The sequence below is a fragment of the Streptomyces herbicida genome, assembly GCF_032656585.1.
GTDB classification, from domain to species: Bacteria; Actinomycetota; Actinomycetes; order Streptomycetales; family Streptomycetaceae; genus Streptomyces; species Streptomyces herbicida.
The window spans coordinates 194,639-212,283 of sequence record NZ_JAUYWJ010000017.1 but is presented as its reverse complement, the minus strand read 5'-3'; the positions used below and the strand labels follow the sequence as shown (position 1 = coordinate 212,283).

At 69.3% G+C, this 17,645-nt stretch carries 16 protein-coding genes and 5 tRNA genes; 12 read left to right on the top strand and 9 right to left on the bottom strand.

Annotated elements, in window-relative coordinates; translation table 11 throughout:
* Together Q8A52_RS32685 and Q8A52_RS32680 are read left to right on the top strand one after the other, a co-directional pair.
* Positions 1-891, top strand: an 891-nt coding sequence (locus Q8A52_RS32685) for an acyl-CoA carboxylase subunit beta (protein WP_316758004.1), incomplete at its 5' end; no start/stop codon positions are given.
* 57 nt (positions 892-948) lie between these two features.
* Positions 949-1,149 carry an acyl-CoA carboxylase subunit epsilon gene (locus tag Q8A52_RS32680; protein WP_316758002.1) on the top strand — a complete coding sequence of 67 codons (201 nt, stop codon included), beginning with the start codon at positions 949-951 and terminating at the stop codon, positions 1,147-1,149.
* 142 nt (positions 1,150-1,291) lie between these two features.
* On the opposite strand, the gene Q8A52_RS32675 is transcribed toward Q8A52_RS32680, so the two are convergent.
* The 8 genes from Q8A52_RS32675 to Q8A52_RS32640 form a co-directional block, all read right to left on the bottom strand.
* Complete coding sequence (locus Q8A52_RS32675; protein WP_026248371.1) at positions 1,292-1,873, bottom strand: GTP-binding protein; 582 nt, start codon at positions 1,871-1,873, stop codon at positions 1,292-1,294.
* Entirely contained in the window at positions 1,854-2,423 is a 570-nt protein-coding gene (locus Q8A52_RS32670; RefSeq protein WP_316758000.1) for a DUF742 domain-containing protein, read from the bottom strand. Before Q8A52_RS32670 ends, Q8A52_RS32675 begins: the two co-directional genes overlap by 20 nt.
* A gap of 96 nt (positions 2,424-2,519) precedes the next feature.
* Positions 2,520-2,933: a roadblock/LC7 domain-containing protein gene (locus tag Q8A52_RS32665; protein ID WP_004983065.1), complete on the bottom strand. Its 414-nt coding sequence runs from the start codon at positions 2,931-2,933 to the stop codon at positions 2,520-2,522.
* Positions 2,934-2,943: 10 nt separating this feature from the next.
* On the bottom strand, positions 2,944-6,198 hold the full coding sequence (locus tag Q8A52_RS32660) for a sensor histidine kinase (protein ID WP_316757998.1): 3,255 nt from the start codon (positions 6,196-6,198) through the stop codon (positions 2,944-2,946).
* Positions 6,199-6,578: 380 nt separating this feature from the next.
* On the bottom strand, positions 6,579-7,154 hold the full coding sequence (locus Q8A52_RS32655) for a GTP-binding protein (protein ID WP_067004841.1): 576 nt from the start codon (positions 7,152-7,154) through the stop codon (positions 6,579-6,581).
* The gene (locus tag Q8A52_RS32650; protein ID WP_019058642.1) at positions 7,135-7,533 is read right to left on the bottom strand and encodes a DUF742 domain-containing protein; all 399 of its coding nucleotides are present in this window, start codon (positions 7,531-7,533) and stop codon (positions 7,135-7,137) included. The genes Q8A52_RS32655 and Q8A52_RS32650 overlap by 20 nt, the downstream gene beginning before the upstream one ends.
* 111 nt (positions 7,534-7,644) lie before the next feature.
* The gene (locus tag Q8A52_RS32645) at positions 7,645-8,058 is read right to left on the bottom strand and encodes a roadblock/LC7 domain-containing protein (RefSeq protein ID WP_003973453.1); all 414 of its coding nucleotides are present in this window, start codon (positions 8,056-8,058) and stop codon (positions 7,645-7,647) included.
* 9 nt (positions 8,059-8,067) lie between these two features.
* Entirely contained in the window at positions 8,068-11,754 is a 3,687-nt protein-coding gene (locus Q8A52_RS32640) for a sensor histidine kinase (RefSeq protein ID WP_316757990.1), read from the bottom strand.
* A 564-nt stretch (positions 11,755-12,318) separates the two neighbouring features.
* On the opposite strand from Q8A52_RS32640, the gene Q8A52_RS32635 reads away from it, so the two are divergent.
* From Q8A52_RS32635 to Q8A52_RS32595, 9 genes are all read left to right on the top strand, one after another.
* Positions 12,319-12,504 (top strand): hypothetical protein, encoded by a 186-nt coding sequence (locus tag Q8A52_RS32635; RefSeq protein ID WP_316758018.1) that lies wholly within the window; start codon positions 12,319-12,321, stop codon positions 12,502-12,504.
* A gap of 122 nt (positions 12,505-12,626) precedes the next feature.
* Positions 12,627-13,412 carry a fumarylacetoacetate hydrolase family protein gene (locus Q8A52_RS32630; RefSeq protein WP_316757988.1) on the top strand — a complete coding sequence of 262 codons (786 nt, stop codon included), beginning with the start codon at positions 12,627-12,629 and terminating at the stop codon, positions 13,410-13,412.
* The gene (gltX, locus tag Q8A52_RS32625; RefSeq protein ID WP_316757986.1) at positions 13,405-14,889 is read left to right on the top strand and encodes a glutamate--tRNA ligase; all 1,485 of its coding nucleotides are present in this window, start codon (positions 13,405-13,407) and stop codon (positions 14,887-14,889) included. The genes Q8A52_RS32630 and gltX overlap by 8 nt, the downstream gene beginning before the upstream one ends.
* Before the next feature lie 89 nt (positions 14,890-14,978).
* A complete protein-coding gene (locus Q8A52_RS32620) occupies positions 14,979-15,710 on the top strand; it encodes an HAD family hydrolase (RefSeq protein WP_316757984.1) in 732 nt (243 codons plus the stop codon).
* Between the two features lie 91 nt (positions 15,711-15,801).
* Positions 15,802-15,873: transfer RNA gene (locus Q8A52_RS32615), tRNA-Gln, on the top strand.
* Between the two features lie 39 nt (positions 15,874-15,912).
* Positions 15,913-15,985 (top strand) — tRNA-Glu (locus Q8A52_RS32610).
* A 29-nt stretch (positions 15,986-16,014) separates the two neighbouring features.
* A tRNA-Glu gene (locus Q8A52_RS32605) sits at positions 16,015-16,087 on the top strand.
* 21 nt (positions 16,088-16,108) lie between these two features.
* Positions 16,109-16,180, top strand: a tRNA-Gln gene (locus Q8A52_RS32600).
* A gap of 28 nt (positions 16,181-16,208) precedes the next feature.
* A tRNA-Glu gene (locus Q8A52_RS32595) sits at positions 16,209-16,281 on the top strand.
* A gap of 42 nt (positions 16,282-16,323) precedes the next feature.
* Here Q8A52_RS32595 and Q8A52_RS32590 read toward each other — a convergent pair.
* Complete coding sequence (locus tag Q8A52_RS32590; protein WP_316757982.1) at positions 16,324-16,968, bottom strand: MerR family transcriptional regulator; 645 nt, start codon at positions 16,966-16,968, stop codon at positions 16,324-16,326.
* Between the two features lie 86 nt (positions 16,969-17,054).
* On the opposite strand from Q8A52_RS32590, the gene Q8A52_RS32585 reads away from it, so the two are divergent.
* Positions 17,055-17,579, top strand: a complete 525-nt coding sequence (locus Q8A52_RS32585) for a DUF4188 domain-containing protein (protein WP_316757980.1) — start codon at positions 17,055-17,057, stop codon at positions 17,577-17,579.
* Positions 17,580-17,645 lie beyond the last annotated feature (66 nt).

The window sequence follows — 17,645 nt, the reverse complement described above, 5'->3', positions numbered from 1 at the left end:
GAGACCTCCGGTGTCTGCCACTTCGCCTACGACGACGAGGAGACCTGCATCCACGAGGTGCGCTACCTCCTCTCGCTCCTCCCGCAGAACAACCGCGAGAACCCGCCGCGGGTGGAGTGCTCCGACGAGGCCGACCGGCGCAGCGACGTCCTGCTTGACCTGGTGCCGGCGGACGGCAACCGGCCCTACGACATGGCCAAGGTGATCGAGGAGATCGTCGACGACGGCGAGTACCTCGAGGTGCACGAGCGCTGGGCGCGCAACATCATCTGCGCGCTGGCCCGGCTCGACGGCCAGGTCGTCGGCATCATCGCCAACCAGCCCCAGGTGCTGGCAGGCGTCCTGGACATCGAGGCGAGCGAAAAAGCTGCGCGCTTTGTCCAGATGTGTGACGCTTTCAATATCCCGATCGTGACGTTCCTGGACGTTCCGGGGTTCCTCCCCGGTGTCGACCAGGAGCACGGCGGGATCATTCGGCACGGCGCGAAGCTGCTGTACGCGTACTGCAACGCGACGGTGCCGAGGATCTCGCTGATCCTGCGCAAGGCGTACGGCGGTGCCTACATCGTCATGGACAGCCAGTCCATCGGTGCCGACCTGACGTATGCCTGGCCGACCAACGAGATCGCCGTCATGGGCGCGGAAGGCGCGGCCAACGTCATCTTCCGGCGGCAGATCGCCGAGGCCGAGGACCCCGAGGCGATGCGCCAGAAGATGGTCAAGGAGTACAAGGCCGAGCTCATGCACCCGTACTACGCGGCGGAGCGCGGTCTGGTCGACGACGTCATCGACCCGGCCGAGACCCGCGAGGTGCTCATCAAGTCACTGGCGATGCTGCACACCAAGCACGCCGATCTGCCGTCGCGCAAGCACGGCAACCCCCCGCAGTAACCCGGCGGATCCTCTGCGGTACTCCCGCAGAAACCTCTCTCACGGAGACTGACACTTATGAACACCCCTGACATCCGCGTCGAGAAGGGCCACGCCGAGCCCGAGGAAGTCGCCGCCATCACGGCCGTCCTCCTGGCCCGCGCAGCCGCTCAGCCGGCCGACTCCACCGCCCAGACCCACCGTGGCCGCGCCAAGGCCGGCTGGCGCCGACTGGAGCGCGAGCCCGGCTTCCGCGCCCCGCACAGCTGGCACGCCTAGACCGCGCCGCACAGCAGTACACACAAGGGCCCCTCCCGGCTGGGAGGGGCCCTTCTCGTGCGCATGCGCACGAGATGTGTCCATGGCCATGCGTAAGGGGGCGTCCTCCTGAGAGGGCGCCCCCTTACGCATCCGGGCTCTGCTAGCGGAGGCGGGCCATCAGGGCGTGCTCCACGAGAGTGATGAGCGCCGACTTGGCGTCCGCACGGTGGCGGGCGTCCGTCGTGATGATCGGCGTGTCGGGGCCGATCTGCAGGGCCTCGCGGACCTCGTCGGGGTTGTACGGCTGGTTGCCGTCGAAGCCGTTGAGGGCGATGACGAAGGGCAGGCCCGAGTTCTCGAAGTAGTCGACCGCGGGGAAGCAGTCGGCGAGACGCCGGGTGTCCACCAGGACGATCGCGCCGATCGCGCCGCGCACCAGGTCGTCCCACATGAACCAGAAGCGGTCCTGACCGGGCGTACCGAAGAGGTACAGAATCAGGTCCTGGTCCAGGGTGATACGGCCGAAGTCCATGGCCACCGTGGTGGTGGTCTTGTCTCCGGTGTGGGTGAGGTCGTCGATGCCTGCCGAAGCGGACGTCATGACGGCCTCTGTGCGCAGCGGGTTGATCTCCGAGACGGCGCCGACGAACGTGGTCTTGCCCACGCCGAAGCCGCCCGCCACCACGATCTTCGCGGAGGTGGTGGAGCGGGAAGGACCGCCGCTAGAGCTTGCGAAGTCCACTGAGCACCCTTTCGAGCAGTGTCACGTCTGGCTGGCCACCGGCGTTCTCGTCGCCGCCGGGCTGATGGATGGCGACCAGGCCCGCCTCCGCCAAGTCGGCGACGAGGATCCTGGCCACGCCGAGGGGAATGGTCAGCAGTGCCGAGATCTCGGCCACCGACTTGATCTCTCGGCAGAGGTTGCAGATCCGCTGATGCTCGGGCAGCTGGCCCTGCATCTGGTGCGGCTGCGCGGTGGTGTGCACCAGTGCCTCGATGGCGAGCTGGTACCGCGGGCGGGTCCGGCCACCGGTCATGGCGTACGGACGCACCAAGGGGTTGTTCGCCGCCCCGGCGGGCGCCGGCTCGGGACGACGCTGCGGTTGCACCGGCTGAATGCGCGGTGCCGACGGCTGGTCGTACGGCGAAGGACCGGGACCCTGCGGCGCGTACGGCTGCCGGTGGCTCGGGGCGGAGGGGAAGTTGTACCGGTTCGCGGAACCGTCGCCCTGGCCCTGGGCAGGGCCGTACGACCAGTTCCCCGTATTCGAACCGCCTGGGGGTGTTGCCACTTTCTCTCCTCCTCCGACCGTGCCGGGCACCCATCCCTGTGGAGCCGCGTCCCGAAACCTTACGGCCCCGGGACGCGAAAACGCACCGTCTGATTGTTAGTTGAGAAGGCTTCCCTGGAGTTCGGCGCGCAGGTCCGGGGTAAGAACCGTGCCTGCGCGGTCGACCAGGAGCGCCATTTCGTACCCGATGAGACCGATGTCCGCCTCCGGGTGGGCCAGGACCGCCAGCGACGAACCATCGGAAATGGACATGATGAACAGGAATCCCCGCTCCATCTCCACAACCGTCTGATTCACGCTGCCTCCCTCGAAGATCCGGGAGGCGCCTGCCGTCAGAGACGTCAGACCGGAGGCGACGGCCGCGAGCTGATCGGCGCGGTCGCGGGGGAAGCCTTCGGACATAGCCAGAAGGAGTCCGTCGGCGGAGACCACCACCGTGTGGGACACCCCCGGGGTGTTGTCCACGAAGTTGGTGATCAACCAGTTCAGGTTCTGTGCCGCCTGGCTCATCGGGCTCACACTAACGCTCCTGGTTGTAGGTGCTGTCAGGGCCGAAGCCCTGGCCGTTCGTTTCACTGCCTGCGCTGCGTCCGCGCTGGACGCCTCGACGCAGGTTGCTCAGCCTGCCCCGGACGTCCTCCGGGGCGCGGGAGACCTGTGGGCCTCCCTGAGGGGTGGTCTCGGCGGCTCCCTCGACCAGGTTGGCCTTGGGCACGCGCCGCGGCAGACCGGAGGAGGTGACTCCGCCCGCCTTGGGCTTCCGGAGCTGCGAGGCCTGCTGCCAGCGCTCGTCGTTCGCCGAACGCCAGCCGTCGCCGTTGCTCTCCGGAACCGAAGCCGGTGCTTCCCGGTGTGTGCGCCCCGCACCGTTCGAGCCGTTCGCGCCATTCGTACCGCCCGCGATGGATCCGCGGCGGGGCAGACCGGCGTCGGTCAGCTGGTGGGCGGCGGAGGAGGCCGCGCCCGGACGGTCGAAGCCTACGCGGTCCCGCTCGCTCACGTCACCGGCCTGCGCAGATTCCGCTTCGGGAGCGTACTGGGCCGGGTAGCCGTTCTGGTAGCCGTCCTGCTGCGGCCAGTCGTCCTGGTAGGACTGCTCCTCGTAGGCCGGATAGCCCTCGGGCGCCGCGGTGTGCGCGGCGGCGGGCCCGTCCTGGGCCGCCTCCGTATACGCGGGCTCCGGGTAGCCGCCGTTGGGTGCGTAACCGTCGCCGTTCGGCAGACCGCCGTTCGGCGCGAAGTACTGCTCGTCGTACGACGGCTGCTGCGGCTCCGCGTACGCGGTCTGCTGCTCCTCGTACGCAACCTGCGGGTCGTAGGCCGCGGGCTGCTCCTGGTAGCCGGTACGGCTGCCGTCGTAGCCCTGCAGGCCGTCGAAGTCGTCGGCGTACGCGGGGGCCTCGGCGGCCTGCGGGGTCTCCTGGGGAGCCGGACCGCCCGCGGACTGGGACTCCAGAGCCGCACGGCGCTCCTCGCGCATCAGCGAGCGGCCGACGGGGTCCAGGTCGCGGATGTCGTCGGGGACGTCGGCGTAGCGGCTGTCGTCGAAGCCGAGCTCGGCCGCCGTACGCATCGGCGGCTGCTGGATCTGGTTGAAGCTCTCACCCTGGAAGTGCTGCTCCGGGATGATCTGGGAGACCGTGAACTCCTCGCGGTCCAGCGGCTGCTCGCCACCACCACCGTGCGTGATCGCGTCCGGCAGCATGACCAGGGAGGTCGTGCCGGCCTGCTCGCCCGAGGGGCGCAGCTGCACGCGGATGCCGTGCCGGTCGGACAGCCGGCCGACCACGAAGAGGCCCATGCGCTGGGAGATCGCGGCGTCCACGGTCGGCGGGTTGGCCAGCTTGTGGTTGATGTCCGCGAAGTCCTCGGCCGTCAGGCCGATGCCCTTGTCGTGGATCTCGATCATCACGCGGCCGTCGGGGAGACGGGTCGCGGTGACGCGGACCTTGGTCTGCGGCGAGGAGAACGTGGTGGCGTTCTCCAGCAGCTCGGCGAGCAGGTGCACGAGGTCGGTCACGGCGCGGCCGTGGATCTCGGCCTCCGGGACGCCGGAGAGCTCGATGCGCTCGTACTGCTCCACCTCGGAGGAGGCGGCGCGCAGGACGTCCACCAGCGGGACCGGCTGGTCCCAGCGGCGGCCGGGCTCCTCGCCCGCGAGGACCAGGAGGTTCTCGCCGTTGCGGCGCATACGGGTCGCGAGGTGGTCCAGGCGGAAGAGGTTCTCCAGCTGGTCCGGGTCGGCCTCGTTGTTCTCCAGATCGGTGATCAGCGTCAGCTGGCCCTCGATCAGCGACTGGTTGCGGCGCGACAGGTTGGTGAAGATCGCGTTGATGTTGCCCCGCAGCAGGGCCTGCTCGGCGGCGAGCCGGACGGCCTCGCGGTGGACCTGGTCGAAGGCCCGGGCGACCTCGCCGATCTCGTCCGTGGAGGAGATCGGGATCGGCGCCACACGGGTGTCGACGCGGCCGGGGTCCGTGCGGGAGAGCTGGTCGACCAGCATCGGCAGACGCTGCTCGGCGATGCCGAAGGCGGCGTTGCGCAGCTGGCGCATCGAGCGGCTCATCTGGCGGGCCACCAGACCGGCCAGGATGAACGCGGCGAGCAGGGCGACCACGACCACGGCACCGGTGATGAACGCGGAGGTCTTGGCGTCGTCGGCGATGCCGGAGGCCTCGCTCACCGCCTTGTCGGCGAGACCGAACTCGATCTGGCGGTAGGCGTCGTACTTGAGTGTGTTGACCGCCCACCAGTTCTGCGCGGTGATGCCCTTGGTGGCGAGACCGGCGCGGGTGGTGGTGCTGGTGTCGGGCAGCTGGGCCAGGGCCGCGACCATCTTCGTCACGTTGGGCGGGGGCACGTAGCTCGGGTCCTTGCCCTTGGCCGCCTCGGCCATCGCCGCGCCGTCGGTCTTGATCTTCGTCTCGGCGTCGGTGAGCTTCTGCGCGTCGGCCTCGGTGCCACCGCCGACGTACTCCTCGACGGCGATCCGCTCCAGATAGGCGTACGAGGAGAGGGAGACCCGCTGGGTCGCCAGGTTCGGCTGGTCCGGGCCGGGCTTGACCAGCAGATGCATGCCGATCGACCGCTCCAGCGAGAGGGCGGCCTTGGTCAGCGAGATGGCGTAGACGGTACGGCCGTAGGAGGTGATGTTGCCGGTGCCCAGACCGAGCTCGTTGGCGAACTCCATCAGGGGGTGGGCGATCCCGACGTAGCCCTCTTCGGTGTTCACGCCGGTCATCTTGGTGGTGTAGGCCGCGGCGCGCAGGTCCTGGAGCTTCGGCTCCTCCTCGCGGAACAGCTTCAGGCGGCGCTGCAGGCCCGCCTTCTGCGGCATGTTCTGCGCGGCCTGGTCGAAGGCGTCGGCGGCCTCGTCCGTCTGCTTGCGGGCCGAGACGACGGTGCTGTTGCTCTGGCCCTTGCCCTGCAGCAGCGGAGCCGCCGTGACGTCACGCTCGTTGTAGAGGGCATCCGCGTAGCCGAGGGAGGCGCGCACCAGGCGCGCGGTGTTCTCGGCGTCCTGGGCCTCCTGCCAGGTGTCGATCGAGCTCTTCACCTGGAAGCCGCCCATGACGAGGCCCACCAGCACGGGTATGAGCAGGATCGCGTTCAGCCTGGTGGGCACTCGCCAGTTGCGCGGGGAGAAACGGCCGCCGCTCTTCGCGGGGGCGGCCGCCGGCTCCGAGCCTGGCACAGGGGTGGGCGCCGCAGCGCGCGGCGGCGGGGTGAAGTTGCCCCGCGCCGACGGCTCGGGACCGTTCTTGCTTCGCCTCACTCGACCAACAACCTCTCGGCGGCGGGCACCTACGACGTGCCGCAGTCTCTCAGAGCCCGGTGTGTCACAGACCACTACTCAGTACGTCTTTGACTATTGGGCAGTTCAGGCATTCCAGCACGTCGACCAGCGCACTTCCAAACACTGCAAACCCCGGATTGGGGGGGATGTAAGCCCCAGATAAAACGGTCATAAAGAACGAGCCCCGCCAAAAGGCGGGGCTTTTGTGAGCGCAGCGGCACCGATCGACCGCGACGCGTGGCGATACCACCTGATTCCTCTGCCGAAACGTTATGAACACCGGAGCCGACCGTGTCAAAGGCCACAGCCGGCTCCGAAATCTTTACGACAACTGCCGTATGCCACTCACGACTTGCGTGCTACCTCAGGCGTGCCATGAGGGCGTGCTCGACCAGTGTGATCAGCGCGCTCTTGGCGTCGGCCCGGTGCCGGGCGTCGGTCGTGATGATCGGGGTGTCCGGTCCGATCTGCAGTGCCTCGCGTACCTCTTCGGGCTGGTAGGGCTGCTGCCCGTCGAAGCCGTTGAGCGCGACCACGAACGGCAGACCGCTGTTCTCGAAGTAGTCCACCGCCGGGAAGCAGTCGGCCAGACGCCGGGTGTCCACCAGCACGACGGCACCGATCGCGCCGCGCACCAGGTCGTCCCACATGAACCAGAAGCGGTCCTGACCGGGCGTACCGAACAGGTACAGGATCAGGTCCTGGTCGAGCGTGATACGGCCGAAGTCCATGGCGACCGTGGTGGTCGTCTTGTCCCCGGTGTGGGTCAGGTCGTCGATGCCCGCGCTGGCGGACGTCATGACGGCCTCCGTGCGCAGCGGGTTGATCTCCGAGACGGCGCCGACGAACGTGGTCTTGCCCACGCCGAAGCCGCCCGCCACCACGATCTTCGCCGAGGTGGTGGCCCGGCCCGCGTCAGAGCTTGCGAAGTCCACTGAGCACCCTTTCGAGCAGCGTCACATCCGGAGCGCCGCCGTTGTTCTCGTCGCCACCCGGCTGGTGGATGGCGACCAGGCCGGCCTCCGCGAGGTCGGCGACCAGGATCCGGGCCACACCGAGCGGCATGGCGAGGAGCGCCGACACCTCCGCGACCGACTTCACCTCACGGCACAGGTGGCAGATGCGCTGGTGCTCCGGGAGCAGCCCCATGAGCGCTGCCGGGTCGGCCGTGGTGCTTATCAGCGCCTCTATGGCGAGCTGATAGCGCGGCCGCGTCCGACCGCCGGTCATCGCATACGGACGTACCAGCGGCTGGTCGCCCTCGTCCCCGTACGGCTCCGCGTACGGATCATGAGAGGCGGTGGGCGGGGTCATGAATCCTCCGGGCGGGACAGCAGGTCGGTCAGTCTTGCCGTCTGACGGGGCCGGTGGGGGGATTGTGGCGGCCGGACGGTGATTTGGTGAGGTGAGTGGTACCGGGGCCGGTCAGTGGAGCAGACTGCCCTGGAGTTCGGCGCGCAGGTCGGGCGTGAGGACCGCCCCTGCACGGTCGACGAGCAGTGCCATCTCGTAGCCGACGAGGCCGATGTCGCACTCGGGGTGGGCCAGGACCGCGAGGGACGAGCCGTCCGAGACCGACATGAGGAAGAGGAACCCGCGCTCCATCTCGACGACCGTCTGCGCCACGTTGCCGCCCTCGAAGATCCGGGACGCCCCGGCCGTCAGCGAGGTGAGCCCGGACGCGACGGCCGCCAGCTGGTCGGCACGGTCCCGCGGGAAGCCTTCCGACATCGCCAGAAGGAGACCGTCGGCGGACACGACGACGGTGTGGGACACACCAGGGGTGTTGTCCACGAAGTTGGTGATCAACCAGTTGAGGTTCTGTGCCGCCTGGCTCATCTGGCTCAACTAACGCTCCTGCTGGTGAGTGGGGTTCGGGTAGCTGCCGGTCTGGCCGGTGTTGGCCTGCCGACCCTGCGCGATACCCCGACGGAGGTTGGTCAGCCGGCCGCGTACGTCGTCAGGCGCACGCGAGACCTGCGGACCGGTTTGGTGCTGTTGCTGCTGAGCCGTGCCCGGTACGAGGTTCGCCCGGGGCACCCGGCGCGGCAGGCCGGAGGTGGTGACGCCGCCCGCGGCCGGCTGCCGTACGCGTTCTGCCTGCCGGACGAGGTCGTCGTTCGGCGAGCTGCGCCAGGCGGTCGGAGCGGGACGCTGGGGAGCCGCCGGAGCGGCTGAGGGAGCGGGAGCCTGCGACTGCTGCGGGGCCGGGGCCGAGCCGTTGCTCTGCTGCCGTTCCTGCTGGCCGCCGTGGAACCAGTTGGTCTCCAGGGTGTCGTACAGCGGCGTACGACCGTCGCCCGGACCGCTCGCGGGCGGCAGCGCCTCGGGCTCCTGAGGGGCCGGACGCTGCTGCGGGGCCGGCGGACGCTGCCCGCCGAAGTCGCCCGCCTGGGGCCGCTCGTACTGGCCCGTCGGCTGGGCGAGGTTCTGGCGGCCGGGCAGGGAGTGCTGACCGGTGGACCCGCCGTCGTAGCCGGGCACCGGGAACTGGCCGGTGGAACCGGGGTCGTACGCCTGCGGGGCGGCGAACTGGCCCGTGGCGGAGCCGTTCGGCTGCCCGGCCGGAGTGCCGAAGACGTCGGGGCGGACGAACGAGCCCGTGCCCTGCTGGCCGTTCGCGCCGGGACGGGCGAACTGACCGGTGTTCTGGGACCCGTTGAAGTCCTGGCGGGGGACCGCCGGAATCTCGGCCGTCGAACCCGGGCCCTGCCGGTCGTCGATGCGCGGCATGCGCGCGGTCTGCGCCGGGTCCTGCTCGTCGTGGCCGCGCGGGGCGTCCAGCGAGGCGCGGGAGACCTGCGGCTGCGCGTTGTCGTCGCTCCAGCTCGGAGTGCGCTGCTGCGGGTTGCCGCCGGGCAGTTCGGCCCGGGCTCCACCGCGCGGCGGGATCTGCCGGCCCTGGTCGGAGGCGTTGTTGCCGCGCTTGTGCGACGCGGGACCGCGGCCGCCGAACATGTTCTGCTGGGGCGCGCCCGTGCCGGCCGCCTGCAGACCCTGCGGGGCACCCGGCGTCTGTCCGCCGAAGCCGGCACCGGCACCGGCACCGGCCGAGGCGGGACGGCCCTGCTGGTTCGCGTCGGGGCTCTGCGGACCACGGGCGCCACCCTGGGCACCGGGACGGCCGCCCTGGCCCGCGCCGGGCAGTGCCGCACGCGGACCCTGACCGGCGCCGACCTGGCCGCGCGAGCCGGGGCCCGAGCCGAGACGCCCGCCGCCGGACGGCGCACCGCCGCCGAAGGCACCGCCGGCGCCGAGGGCGCCACCGGGGGCACCGGCACCGAGGGAGCCCTGGTTGCTGCGGCGGGCCGCGGCCGCACCGGCCGCTGCCTGCGCGGCGGCCGGACCGCCGGTCGCCGCGGGGGCGCCGGGCTTGCCGGGAGCGGGCTTCTTGCCGCCCTGGGCGACGTCGACGGGGAGCATGACCAGCGCGGTCGTACCACCGGAGTCGGACGGGCGGAGCTGGATACGGATGCCGTGGCGCTGCGACAGACGACCGACCACGAACAGACCCATTCGGCGGGACACCGAGACGTCCACGGTGGGCGGCGAGGCGAGCCGCTCGTTGATCGCCGCGAGGTCCTCGGGGGAGAGGCCGATACCGGTGTCGTGGATCTCGATCAGCACGCGGCCGTCGGGCAGCGCGTGACCGGTGACCTTGACCTTGGTCTGCGGCGAGGAGAAGGAGGTGGCGTTCTCGAGCAGCTCGGCGAGCAGGTGCACGAGGTCGTTGACCACGCGGCCGGCCACCTCGGTGGTCGGCACGGCGGCCAGTTCGATGCGCTCGTACTGCTCCACCTCGGACGCGGCGGCGCGGAGCACGTCGACCAGCGGGACCGGGCGGGTCCAGCGGCGGCCGGGCTCCTCACCGGCGAGAACGAGAAGGTTTTCACCGTTACGGCGCATACGCGTCGCGAGGTGGTCGAGCTTGAACAGCGAGGACAGCTGGTCCGGGTCGGCCTCGCGGGACTCGAGCTCGGAGATCAGCGACAGCTGGCGCTGGATAAGACCCTGGGAGCGGCGCGAGAGGTTGGTGAACATCGCGTTGACGTTGCCCCGCAGAAGGGCCTGCTCGGCGGCGAGGCGGACCGCCTCGCGGTGCACGTCGTCGAAGGCCGCGGCCACCTGGCCGATCTCGTCCCGGGAGTGCACACCGACCGACTCCACGGACGTGTCGACGTCCTGCGGGTCGGACTCGGACAGCTGCTTGACCAGCTCGGGCAGACGGTCCTGGGCGACCTTGGTGGCGGTCTCCTGCAGGCGGCGCAGCGAGCGGATCATGGAGCGGGCCACGACGAAGGCGCCGACCAGCGACACGCCGAGGACGATGAGGATCAGCACACCGGAGATGATCGCGTCGCGCTCGGTGGCGTTGCGCAGCTCGCGGGCCTTCTGCTCCATGTCCTCGAGCAGCGAGTGCTCGATCTTCTTCATCTGCTCGAGCTTGGTCGAGCTGTCGTCCACCCAGTCGCGGTAGGAGCGCTTGCTCTGGTCGGTGAGGCCGCTGGGGCCGCTCAGGGCGCGCTTGGCGTAGGTGTCCGCGGACTCGATCGTCGGGTTGCCCGAGTCGATGGGCTTCAGGAGCTCGGCGACGTTGCCGCCCGCGTAGATCTTCCGGAAGATCGTGAGCTCGGAGCCCTCGCTGGAGAGTGCCGACTGGCCGTAGAGCCGGTCGTTGTCCGAGAGCTTTCCGGCCGCCGTGTTGTTGTCGGGCAGGGCCGCGGCGATGACGGCGCGCTGCACGGACGCGTACTCCTTGGCGGCGGAGAACGCCGCCAGGGCGCGGGTGCGCTGGATCATCTCGGGGTTGCTGGACGCCTCCGCCATGTCCTGCGAGAGGTCGACCAGCTGGGTGATCAGCCGGTGGTACGACTCGACGGTCTGCGTCGAGTTGTCCTTGGACGCATAGGCGCTCCGGCGGATCTTCGCGAGACCCTCCAGCTGGCCGACCAGGCCGACGAGGCTGTCACGGACGCCCTGGAGCTGACCGTTCTTGCTCGCCGCGTCGATCTCCTCGGAGGAGTCGATGAAGTTCTGCTTGGCCCGGTCGGTCTTGTCCTGGTAGCCCTTGACCGTGTAGTCGGTCGCCTTGAGGCCGTGAGCCAGCGGACCGGCGGACTGGTCACGCTCCTCCTGGAGCGCGTTGGCCAGTTCGGTGGCCTGCTTGGTCATGTCCGTCAGCAGCTTCATGTTGTCGAGCTGCTGGATGTCGGTCATGGAGTCGCTGATGCGCAGCGCGCCCAGCGAGGTGGCCGCGACCACGGGGAGCGCGAGCAGCGACACCAGGCGCGTGGAGATGCGCCAGTTGCGCAGTGCTATTCGCGGACCCGGGCCGGTCGGACCCTGGACGGACTTGACTGTCGGCGCGGGGCTCGGCGACACGGCCGCGCCGGGGCGCCCGGAGCGCTCACCGCCGTCGCCGATGGGAACCGGGCCCGGGTTCTGGGCGTGCTGGGGCGAGGAACCGCGGTCGGTCCCGCCGTGCGGCTCCGGCTCCGCCGAAGCGCTGCCATCCCTCTTGAAACGTCCCTGCACTAGCGTCGCAACCTCTGGACCAGGCGCCCCTCCGCGCGAACGGAAGGACACGGTGTCGGCGTTGTGGGGAGCGTCCTGAAAACGCGCCCCGGGTGTTCTGGAGTGACCGACGCTGGCTCCCCCTGTCTCGCCGCCGCTCGGCGCTGCTCTGCGCCCTGCGCGCCGGCTCGATCCCGCGGCGGTCCGTGGAATTCCAGCACAGTGCAGGATCTCCAACAAGGGCCGTGGACCGAGCTGTGACCTGAGTGACAGTGAGTGAGTGGCAGGTTACGAGACGTAGAAGATGATCTCGTACATAACGGGCGAATCGCTGCGAGTCATGGGAGTTGAGGGGTTGTCCCAGTCGCCATGATCAGGAGCGGAATGATGGCTTCAGGGGGTCAATGTCCGTTTCGTTGGCATGGAACGCGAGCCTGAATTGACCGGTTTGCGTGCAGAGTCGTGAGCAAACTCACATACAGATGCGGGGCACTTGGCGAGTTCGCCGGGGAATTGGATGTTTAGCCTGGCGCTTTACAAGAGGTAACTCTCTGCCAACCACTCACGACAGGGCCCCGTACAACCGTGAAGACGATGATGTTCCGCAACATAGCCAACCCGCGTCGCACGACTCTGGCGCACCTCGAGGACGCCGGTGAACTGCAGACCCCGGAGCAGCCGGAACACCCCGTCGACCTGCCCTCCCAGACCGCCAACCCCAGGCGCACCGTCCTCATGGAGATCCCCGTGACCTCCTCCGTTGCGCAGTAGTACGGCGGACGGCCGCCGCATGCTCAAGGCGGTCGGCGCGGAAGTTCCGGGGCGCCCCCCTTTGCCGCGTTAGCCTGGAGCGTCAGACTCCAGCCGGCTCAGTTAAGGGGCGCAAGGATCCCGTGCGCATCGCCAGGTTCTCCATCGACGGGAACGTCGCCTTCGGCGCGGTCGAGGGCGAAAAACAGGACGAGCTCGTCCTGGACATCATCAAGGGCATCCCGTTCGCGGACTACGAGCTCTCCGGTACGAAGGTGCCGCTGAGCAAGGTCCGGCTGCTCCCGCCGGTGCTCCCCAACAAGGTCGTGGCCTTCGGCCGCAACTACGCGGAGCACGCCAGGGAGCTGGGCAACGAGGTCCCCGACGCCCCGTTCGCCTTCTTCAAGCCGTCCACCTCGGTGATCGGCCCCGGAGACGAGATCCAGTACCCCTCCTTCTCCGAGGAGCTCCACCACGAGGCGGAGCTGGCCGTGGTCATCGGCCGTATGTGCCGCGAGGTGCCGCGCGACCGCGTCAAGGACGTGATCCTCGGCTACACCTGCGCCAACGACGTCACCGCCCGTGACGTCCAGCGACGCGAGAAGCAGTGGGCCCGGGCCAAGGGCTTCGACACGTCCTGCCCGCTCGGCCCCTGGGTGGAGACGGACCTGGACCTCGCCGCCGCGAACGATCTGACCATCCAGCTCACCGTCAACGGCGAACAGCGCCAGCTGGGCCGTACGAGTGAAATGATCCACCCCATCGAGGACCTGATCGTCAACATCTCCGAGGCCATGACGCTGCTGCCCGGCGACGTGATCCTCACGGGCACCCCGGCTGGGGTCGGCCCCCTGCACGTCGGCGACGAGGTCGCCGTCACCATCGAAGGCATCGGCACTCTCAACAACAAGGTTGTCAAGCGTGGCTAGCGCACCTGCCTCCCCCGTTCGCGTACGTTTCTGTCCGTCTCCCACCGGTAACCCCCATGTGGGCCTGGTCCGCACCGCCCTGTTCAACTGGGCGTTCGCCCGGCACCACCAGGGCACTCTGGTCTTCCGCATCGAGGACACCGACGCGGCCCGCGACTCCGAGGAGTCCTACAACCAGCTGCTCGACGCGATGCGCTGGCTGGGCTTCGACTGGGACGAGGGCCCCGAGGTCGGCGGCCCGCACGCGCCCTACCGCCAGTCGCAGCGCATGGACCTGTACAAGGACGTCGCACAGAAGCTCCTGGACGGCGGTCACGCCTACCACTGCTACTGCTCCCAGGAAGAGCTGGACACCCGCCGCGAGGCCGCGCGCGCGGCGGGCAAGCCCTCCGGCTACGACGGCCACTGCCGCGACCTGACCGCCGAGCAGGTCGAGCAGTACCAGGCCCAGGGCCGCACCCCGATCGTCCGCTTCCGGATGCCCGACGAGGCGCTCACCTTCACGGACCTGGTCCGCGGCGAGCTGACCTTCACCCCGGAGAACGTGCCGGACTACGGCATCGTCCGGGCGAACGGCGCCCCGCTGTACACGCTGGTGAACCCGGTCGACGACGCGCTGATGGAGATCACCCACGTGCTGCGCGGCGAGGACCTGCTCTCCTCCACCCCCCGGCAGATCGCCCTGTACAAGGCGCTGATCGAGCTCGGCATCGCCAAGCAGATCCCGGCCTTCGGCCACCTGCCGTACGTGATGGGCGAGGGCAACAAGAAGCTGTCGAAGCGCGACCCGCAGGCGTCGCTGAACCTGTACCGCGAGCGAGGCTTCCTCCCGGAGGGCCTGCTCAACTACCTCTCGCTCCTCGGCTGGTCGCTCTCGGGCGACCAGGACATCTTCTCGATGGACGAGATGGTCGCGGCCTTCGACATCTCCGACGTGAACCCGAACCCGGCGCGCTTCGACCTGAAGAAGGCCGAGGCGATCAACGGCGACCACATCCGTCTCCTCGATGTGAAGGACTTCGCGGAGCGCTGCCGGCCGTGGCTCCGGGCCCCGTTCGCCCCGTGGGCCCCGGAGGACTTCGACGAGACGAAGTGGCAGGCCATCGCCCAGCACGCGCAGACCCGCCTCAAGGTCCTCGACGAGATCACCGACAACGTCGACTTCCTGTTCCTCGCCGAGCCGGTCTTCGACGAGGCGAGCTGGACGAAGGCGATGAAGGAGGGCTCCGACGCCCTCCTGCGCACCGCCCGCGAGAAGCTGGACGCGGCCGACTGGAACTCCGCCGAGTCCCTGAAGGAGGCCGTCCTGGCGGCCGGCGAGGCGCACGGTCTCAAGCTCGGCAAGGCCCAGGCCCCGGTCCGCGTGGCGGTCACCGGCCGCACGGTCGGCCTGCCGCTCTTCGAGTCCCTGGAGATCCTGGGCAAGGAGAAGACCCTGGCCCGCATCGACGCGGCCCTGGCGAAGCTGACGGCGTAGGACGCACACGGAGGGGCGGCAACCGGATCACCGGTTGCCGCCCCTTGCGCTGTCCTGACGGGAGCAGGTGTTCGGCCTAGGGTGGGGGCATGACGATCAGGGCCGTGATCTGGGACGTGGACGACACCCTCTTCGACTACACGAGCGCGGATCGCGAGGGCATGCGCTCCCATCTGGCGGCCGAGGGCATGCTCCACGGGTACGGGAGCCCGGAGCGGGCCCTGCTGCGCTGGCGCGAGATCACCGATCAGCAGTGGGCCCGGTTCTCGGCGGGGGAGACGTCCTTCGAGGACCAGCGGCGCGACCGCGTACGGGTGTTCCTGGACCAGGAGCTGACCGACGCCGAGGCCGACGCCTGGTTCCAGCGTTACGTCGGTCACTACGAGGCCGCCTGGACCCTGTTCCCCGACGTCCTGCCCGCCCTCGACGCCCTCGCCGCCAGCCACCGGCACGCGGTGCTGTCCAACTCCAGCCTCACCGTCCAGGACCGCAAGCTGCGGGTGCTCGGCGTGCGCGACCGCTTCGAGGCCGTCCTGTGCGCGGCCGAACTGGGCGTCTCCAAGCCGAAGGCCGAGGCGTTCCTCGCCGCGTGCGACGCCCTGGAGCTCGCCCCGCACCAGGTCGCGTACGTCGGCGACCACCCGGAGATCGACGGGCGGGGCGCCGCCGAGGCCGGTCTGCTGTCCGTGTGGATCGATCGCGGCGGGGTGTACGCGGACGCTGCCGGGGCGGCCGTGCCCCACCGGATCTCCACCCTCACTGAACTCCCCGCCATCGTCGGCACGGATAGTCGTTTTGGAGCCCCGTCCACCTTCGGGTAATGTTCTTCCTGCGCCGAGGGGAGCGGGTCGGAAGACCGGAACCCCAGGGCGCAAAACTAGAACGAGATCCCCTCAAGGGCTTGCGTTCCAGTGGCCTATGGTGTAATTGGCAGCACGACTGATTCTGGTTCAGTTAGTCTTGGTTCGAGTCCAGGTAGGCCAGCTCGCAGAGCTCATCTGCACCTGCGGATCCCATCCGCAAGCCCCCGTTGTGTAGCGGCCTAGCACGCTGCCCTCTCAAGGCAGTAGCGCCGGTTCGAATCCGGTCGGGGGTACTGGTTCCGGGCAACTCGGAATCGCTAGGGCCCCCGTTGTGTAGCGGCCTAGCACGCCGCCCTCTCAAGGCGGTAGCGCCGGTTCGAATCCGGTCGGGGGTACTGACTGGTCTAAACCATCATTGGTCTATGGTGTAATTGGCAGCACGACTGATTCTGGTTCAGTTAGTCTTGGTTCGAGTCCAGGTAGACCAGCTCGGATCTGCGGAAACGTAAGATCCTCGCCCCCGTTGTGTAGCGGCCTAGCACGCCGCCCTCTCAAGGCGGTAGCGCCGGTTCGAATCCGGTCGGGGGTACACCGGACGAAGGCCCTCCAGCTCGCTGGAGGGCCTTCGGCGTTACTCGAAGCCGTACCGCCGCGCCGACTCCTCCTCCTGGGCCAGCCGGTGCAGGGCCTGGAGCATCGGCTCGACCAGCACCGCCGAGATCACCGCGCTTTCCGCCTTCTCCGCCTCCGACGGCTGCGCCTCCACGAAGTCCAGGTCGTACCTCGCCGCCTCGTGCATCAACATCGCGTAGAAGACCAGTCGTTGGGCGTCCCAGTCGTAGCCGAGCCGGCGGAACGCGGCGATCGCCACCACCAGGGAGCGGTACGAGGGGGAGACGGTCGTGAGCAGCTGGGCGTTGGTCCAGCCCAGCACCTCCAGCAGCCCGTCCGCCTCACGGTGGGCGGTCCGGACGTACTCGTCGTCCTCGTCCGGCTCCGGCACCTGCGGCAGCGCCCACAGGGCGGCGCCCAGCCGGATGGTGCGGCCCAGCGACTCGTCGTCGACATGCTCCAGCACCTCCCGCACCGTCGCCACCGGCAGCCGCCCGACCTGGATCATCGCGCGCACCAGACGCAACCGGCGCAGATGCTCCTCGTCGTACTCGGCGGTCGTCGCGTTGACCTGGCGGCCCGGCGCCAACAGTCCTTCGCGCAGGTAGTACTTGATCGTCGCGGTGGATACGCCGCTGCGCTCACTCAGCTCGGCAAGCCGCATGCCTTGCGCCTTTCCTTGGGAAGTGCCACTATCCAAGCATCACACGGAAGGATAGTGCCGCTATCCGATCGGACGAGAGGGGCGCCGTGTCCACCACACCGGTTCCGGGCCGCACCACCGCGGCGGCAGAGGGTGACGTAGTGGTCCTGCTGATCGGCATGCGCATCAACCACTTCCGGGCGGTGCACCAGTGGCTCCCGGTGCTGCTGGCGATGCTGCGCATGCTGGGGGAGCTTGCTCGCGACCCGAGCCGGGGGCTGCTGGGGCGGATCCTGCTGACCGCCTCGCCGCGCACCTACTACGTGGTGCAGTACTGGGAGTCCAAGGAGAAGCTCTACGCGTACGCGACCGCGCCGGACGCCTTCCACCACCACGTCTGGGCGCTGGTCAATCGCAAGGAGAAGGCCGGGAAGGTGCGCGGGCACGTGGGCATCTGGCACGAGACGTACGTCGTGCCGGAGGGGTCGTACGAGTCCGTCTACGGCGACATGCCGGCGTTCGGCCTGGCGGCGGCGCACGGACAGGTGCCGCTGGAGCGGCGGGGCCGGTATGCGAAGGACCGGTTCGCGTACCGGTCGCAGCCGGTGCCCGAGCCCGAGAAGACCGTCTGAAGCGGGGGGACGGGGAGGACCTGCCGCGGCGTTGAGGCGGGCCCTCCCCGGTGACGTACCCCGAGG

Coding starts and splice junctions, on each gene's coding strand:
- Q8A52_RS32680 (WP_316758002.1), top strand. CDS start 949: ATGAACACCCCTGACATCCGCGTCGAGAAGGGCCACGCCGAGCCCGAG.
- Q8A52_RS32645 (WP_003973453.1), bottom strand. CDS start 8,058: ATGAGCCAGGCGGCACAGAACCTCAACTGGTTGATCACCAACTTCGTG.
- Q8A52_RS32665 (WP_004983065.1), bottom strand. CDS start 2,933: ATGAGCCAGGCGGCACAGAACCTGAACTGGTTGATCACCAACTTCGTG.
- Q8A52_RS32590 (WP_316757982.1), bottom strand. CDS start 16,968: ATGCGGCTTGCCGAGCTGAGTGAGCGCAGCGGCGTATCCACCGCGACG.
- Q8A52_RS32620 (WP_316757984.1), top strand. CDS start 14,979: ATGACGATCAGGGCCGTGATCTGGGACGTGGACGACACCCTCTTCGAC.
- Q8A52_RS32650 (WP_019058642.1), bottom strand. CDS start 7,533: ATGACCCCGCCCACCGCCTCTCATGATCCGTACGCGGAGCCGTACGGG.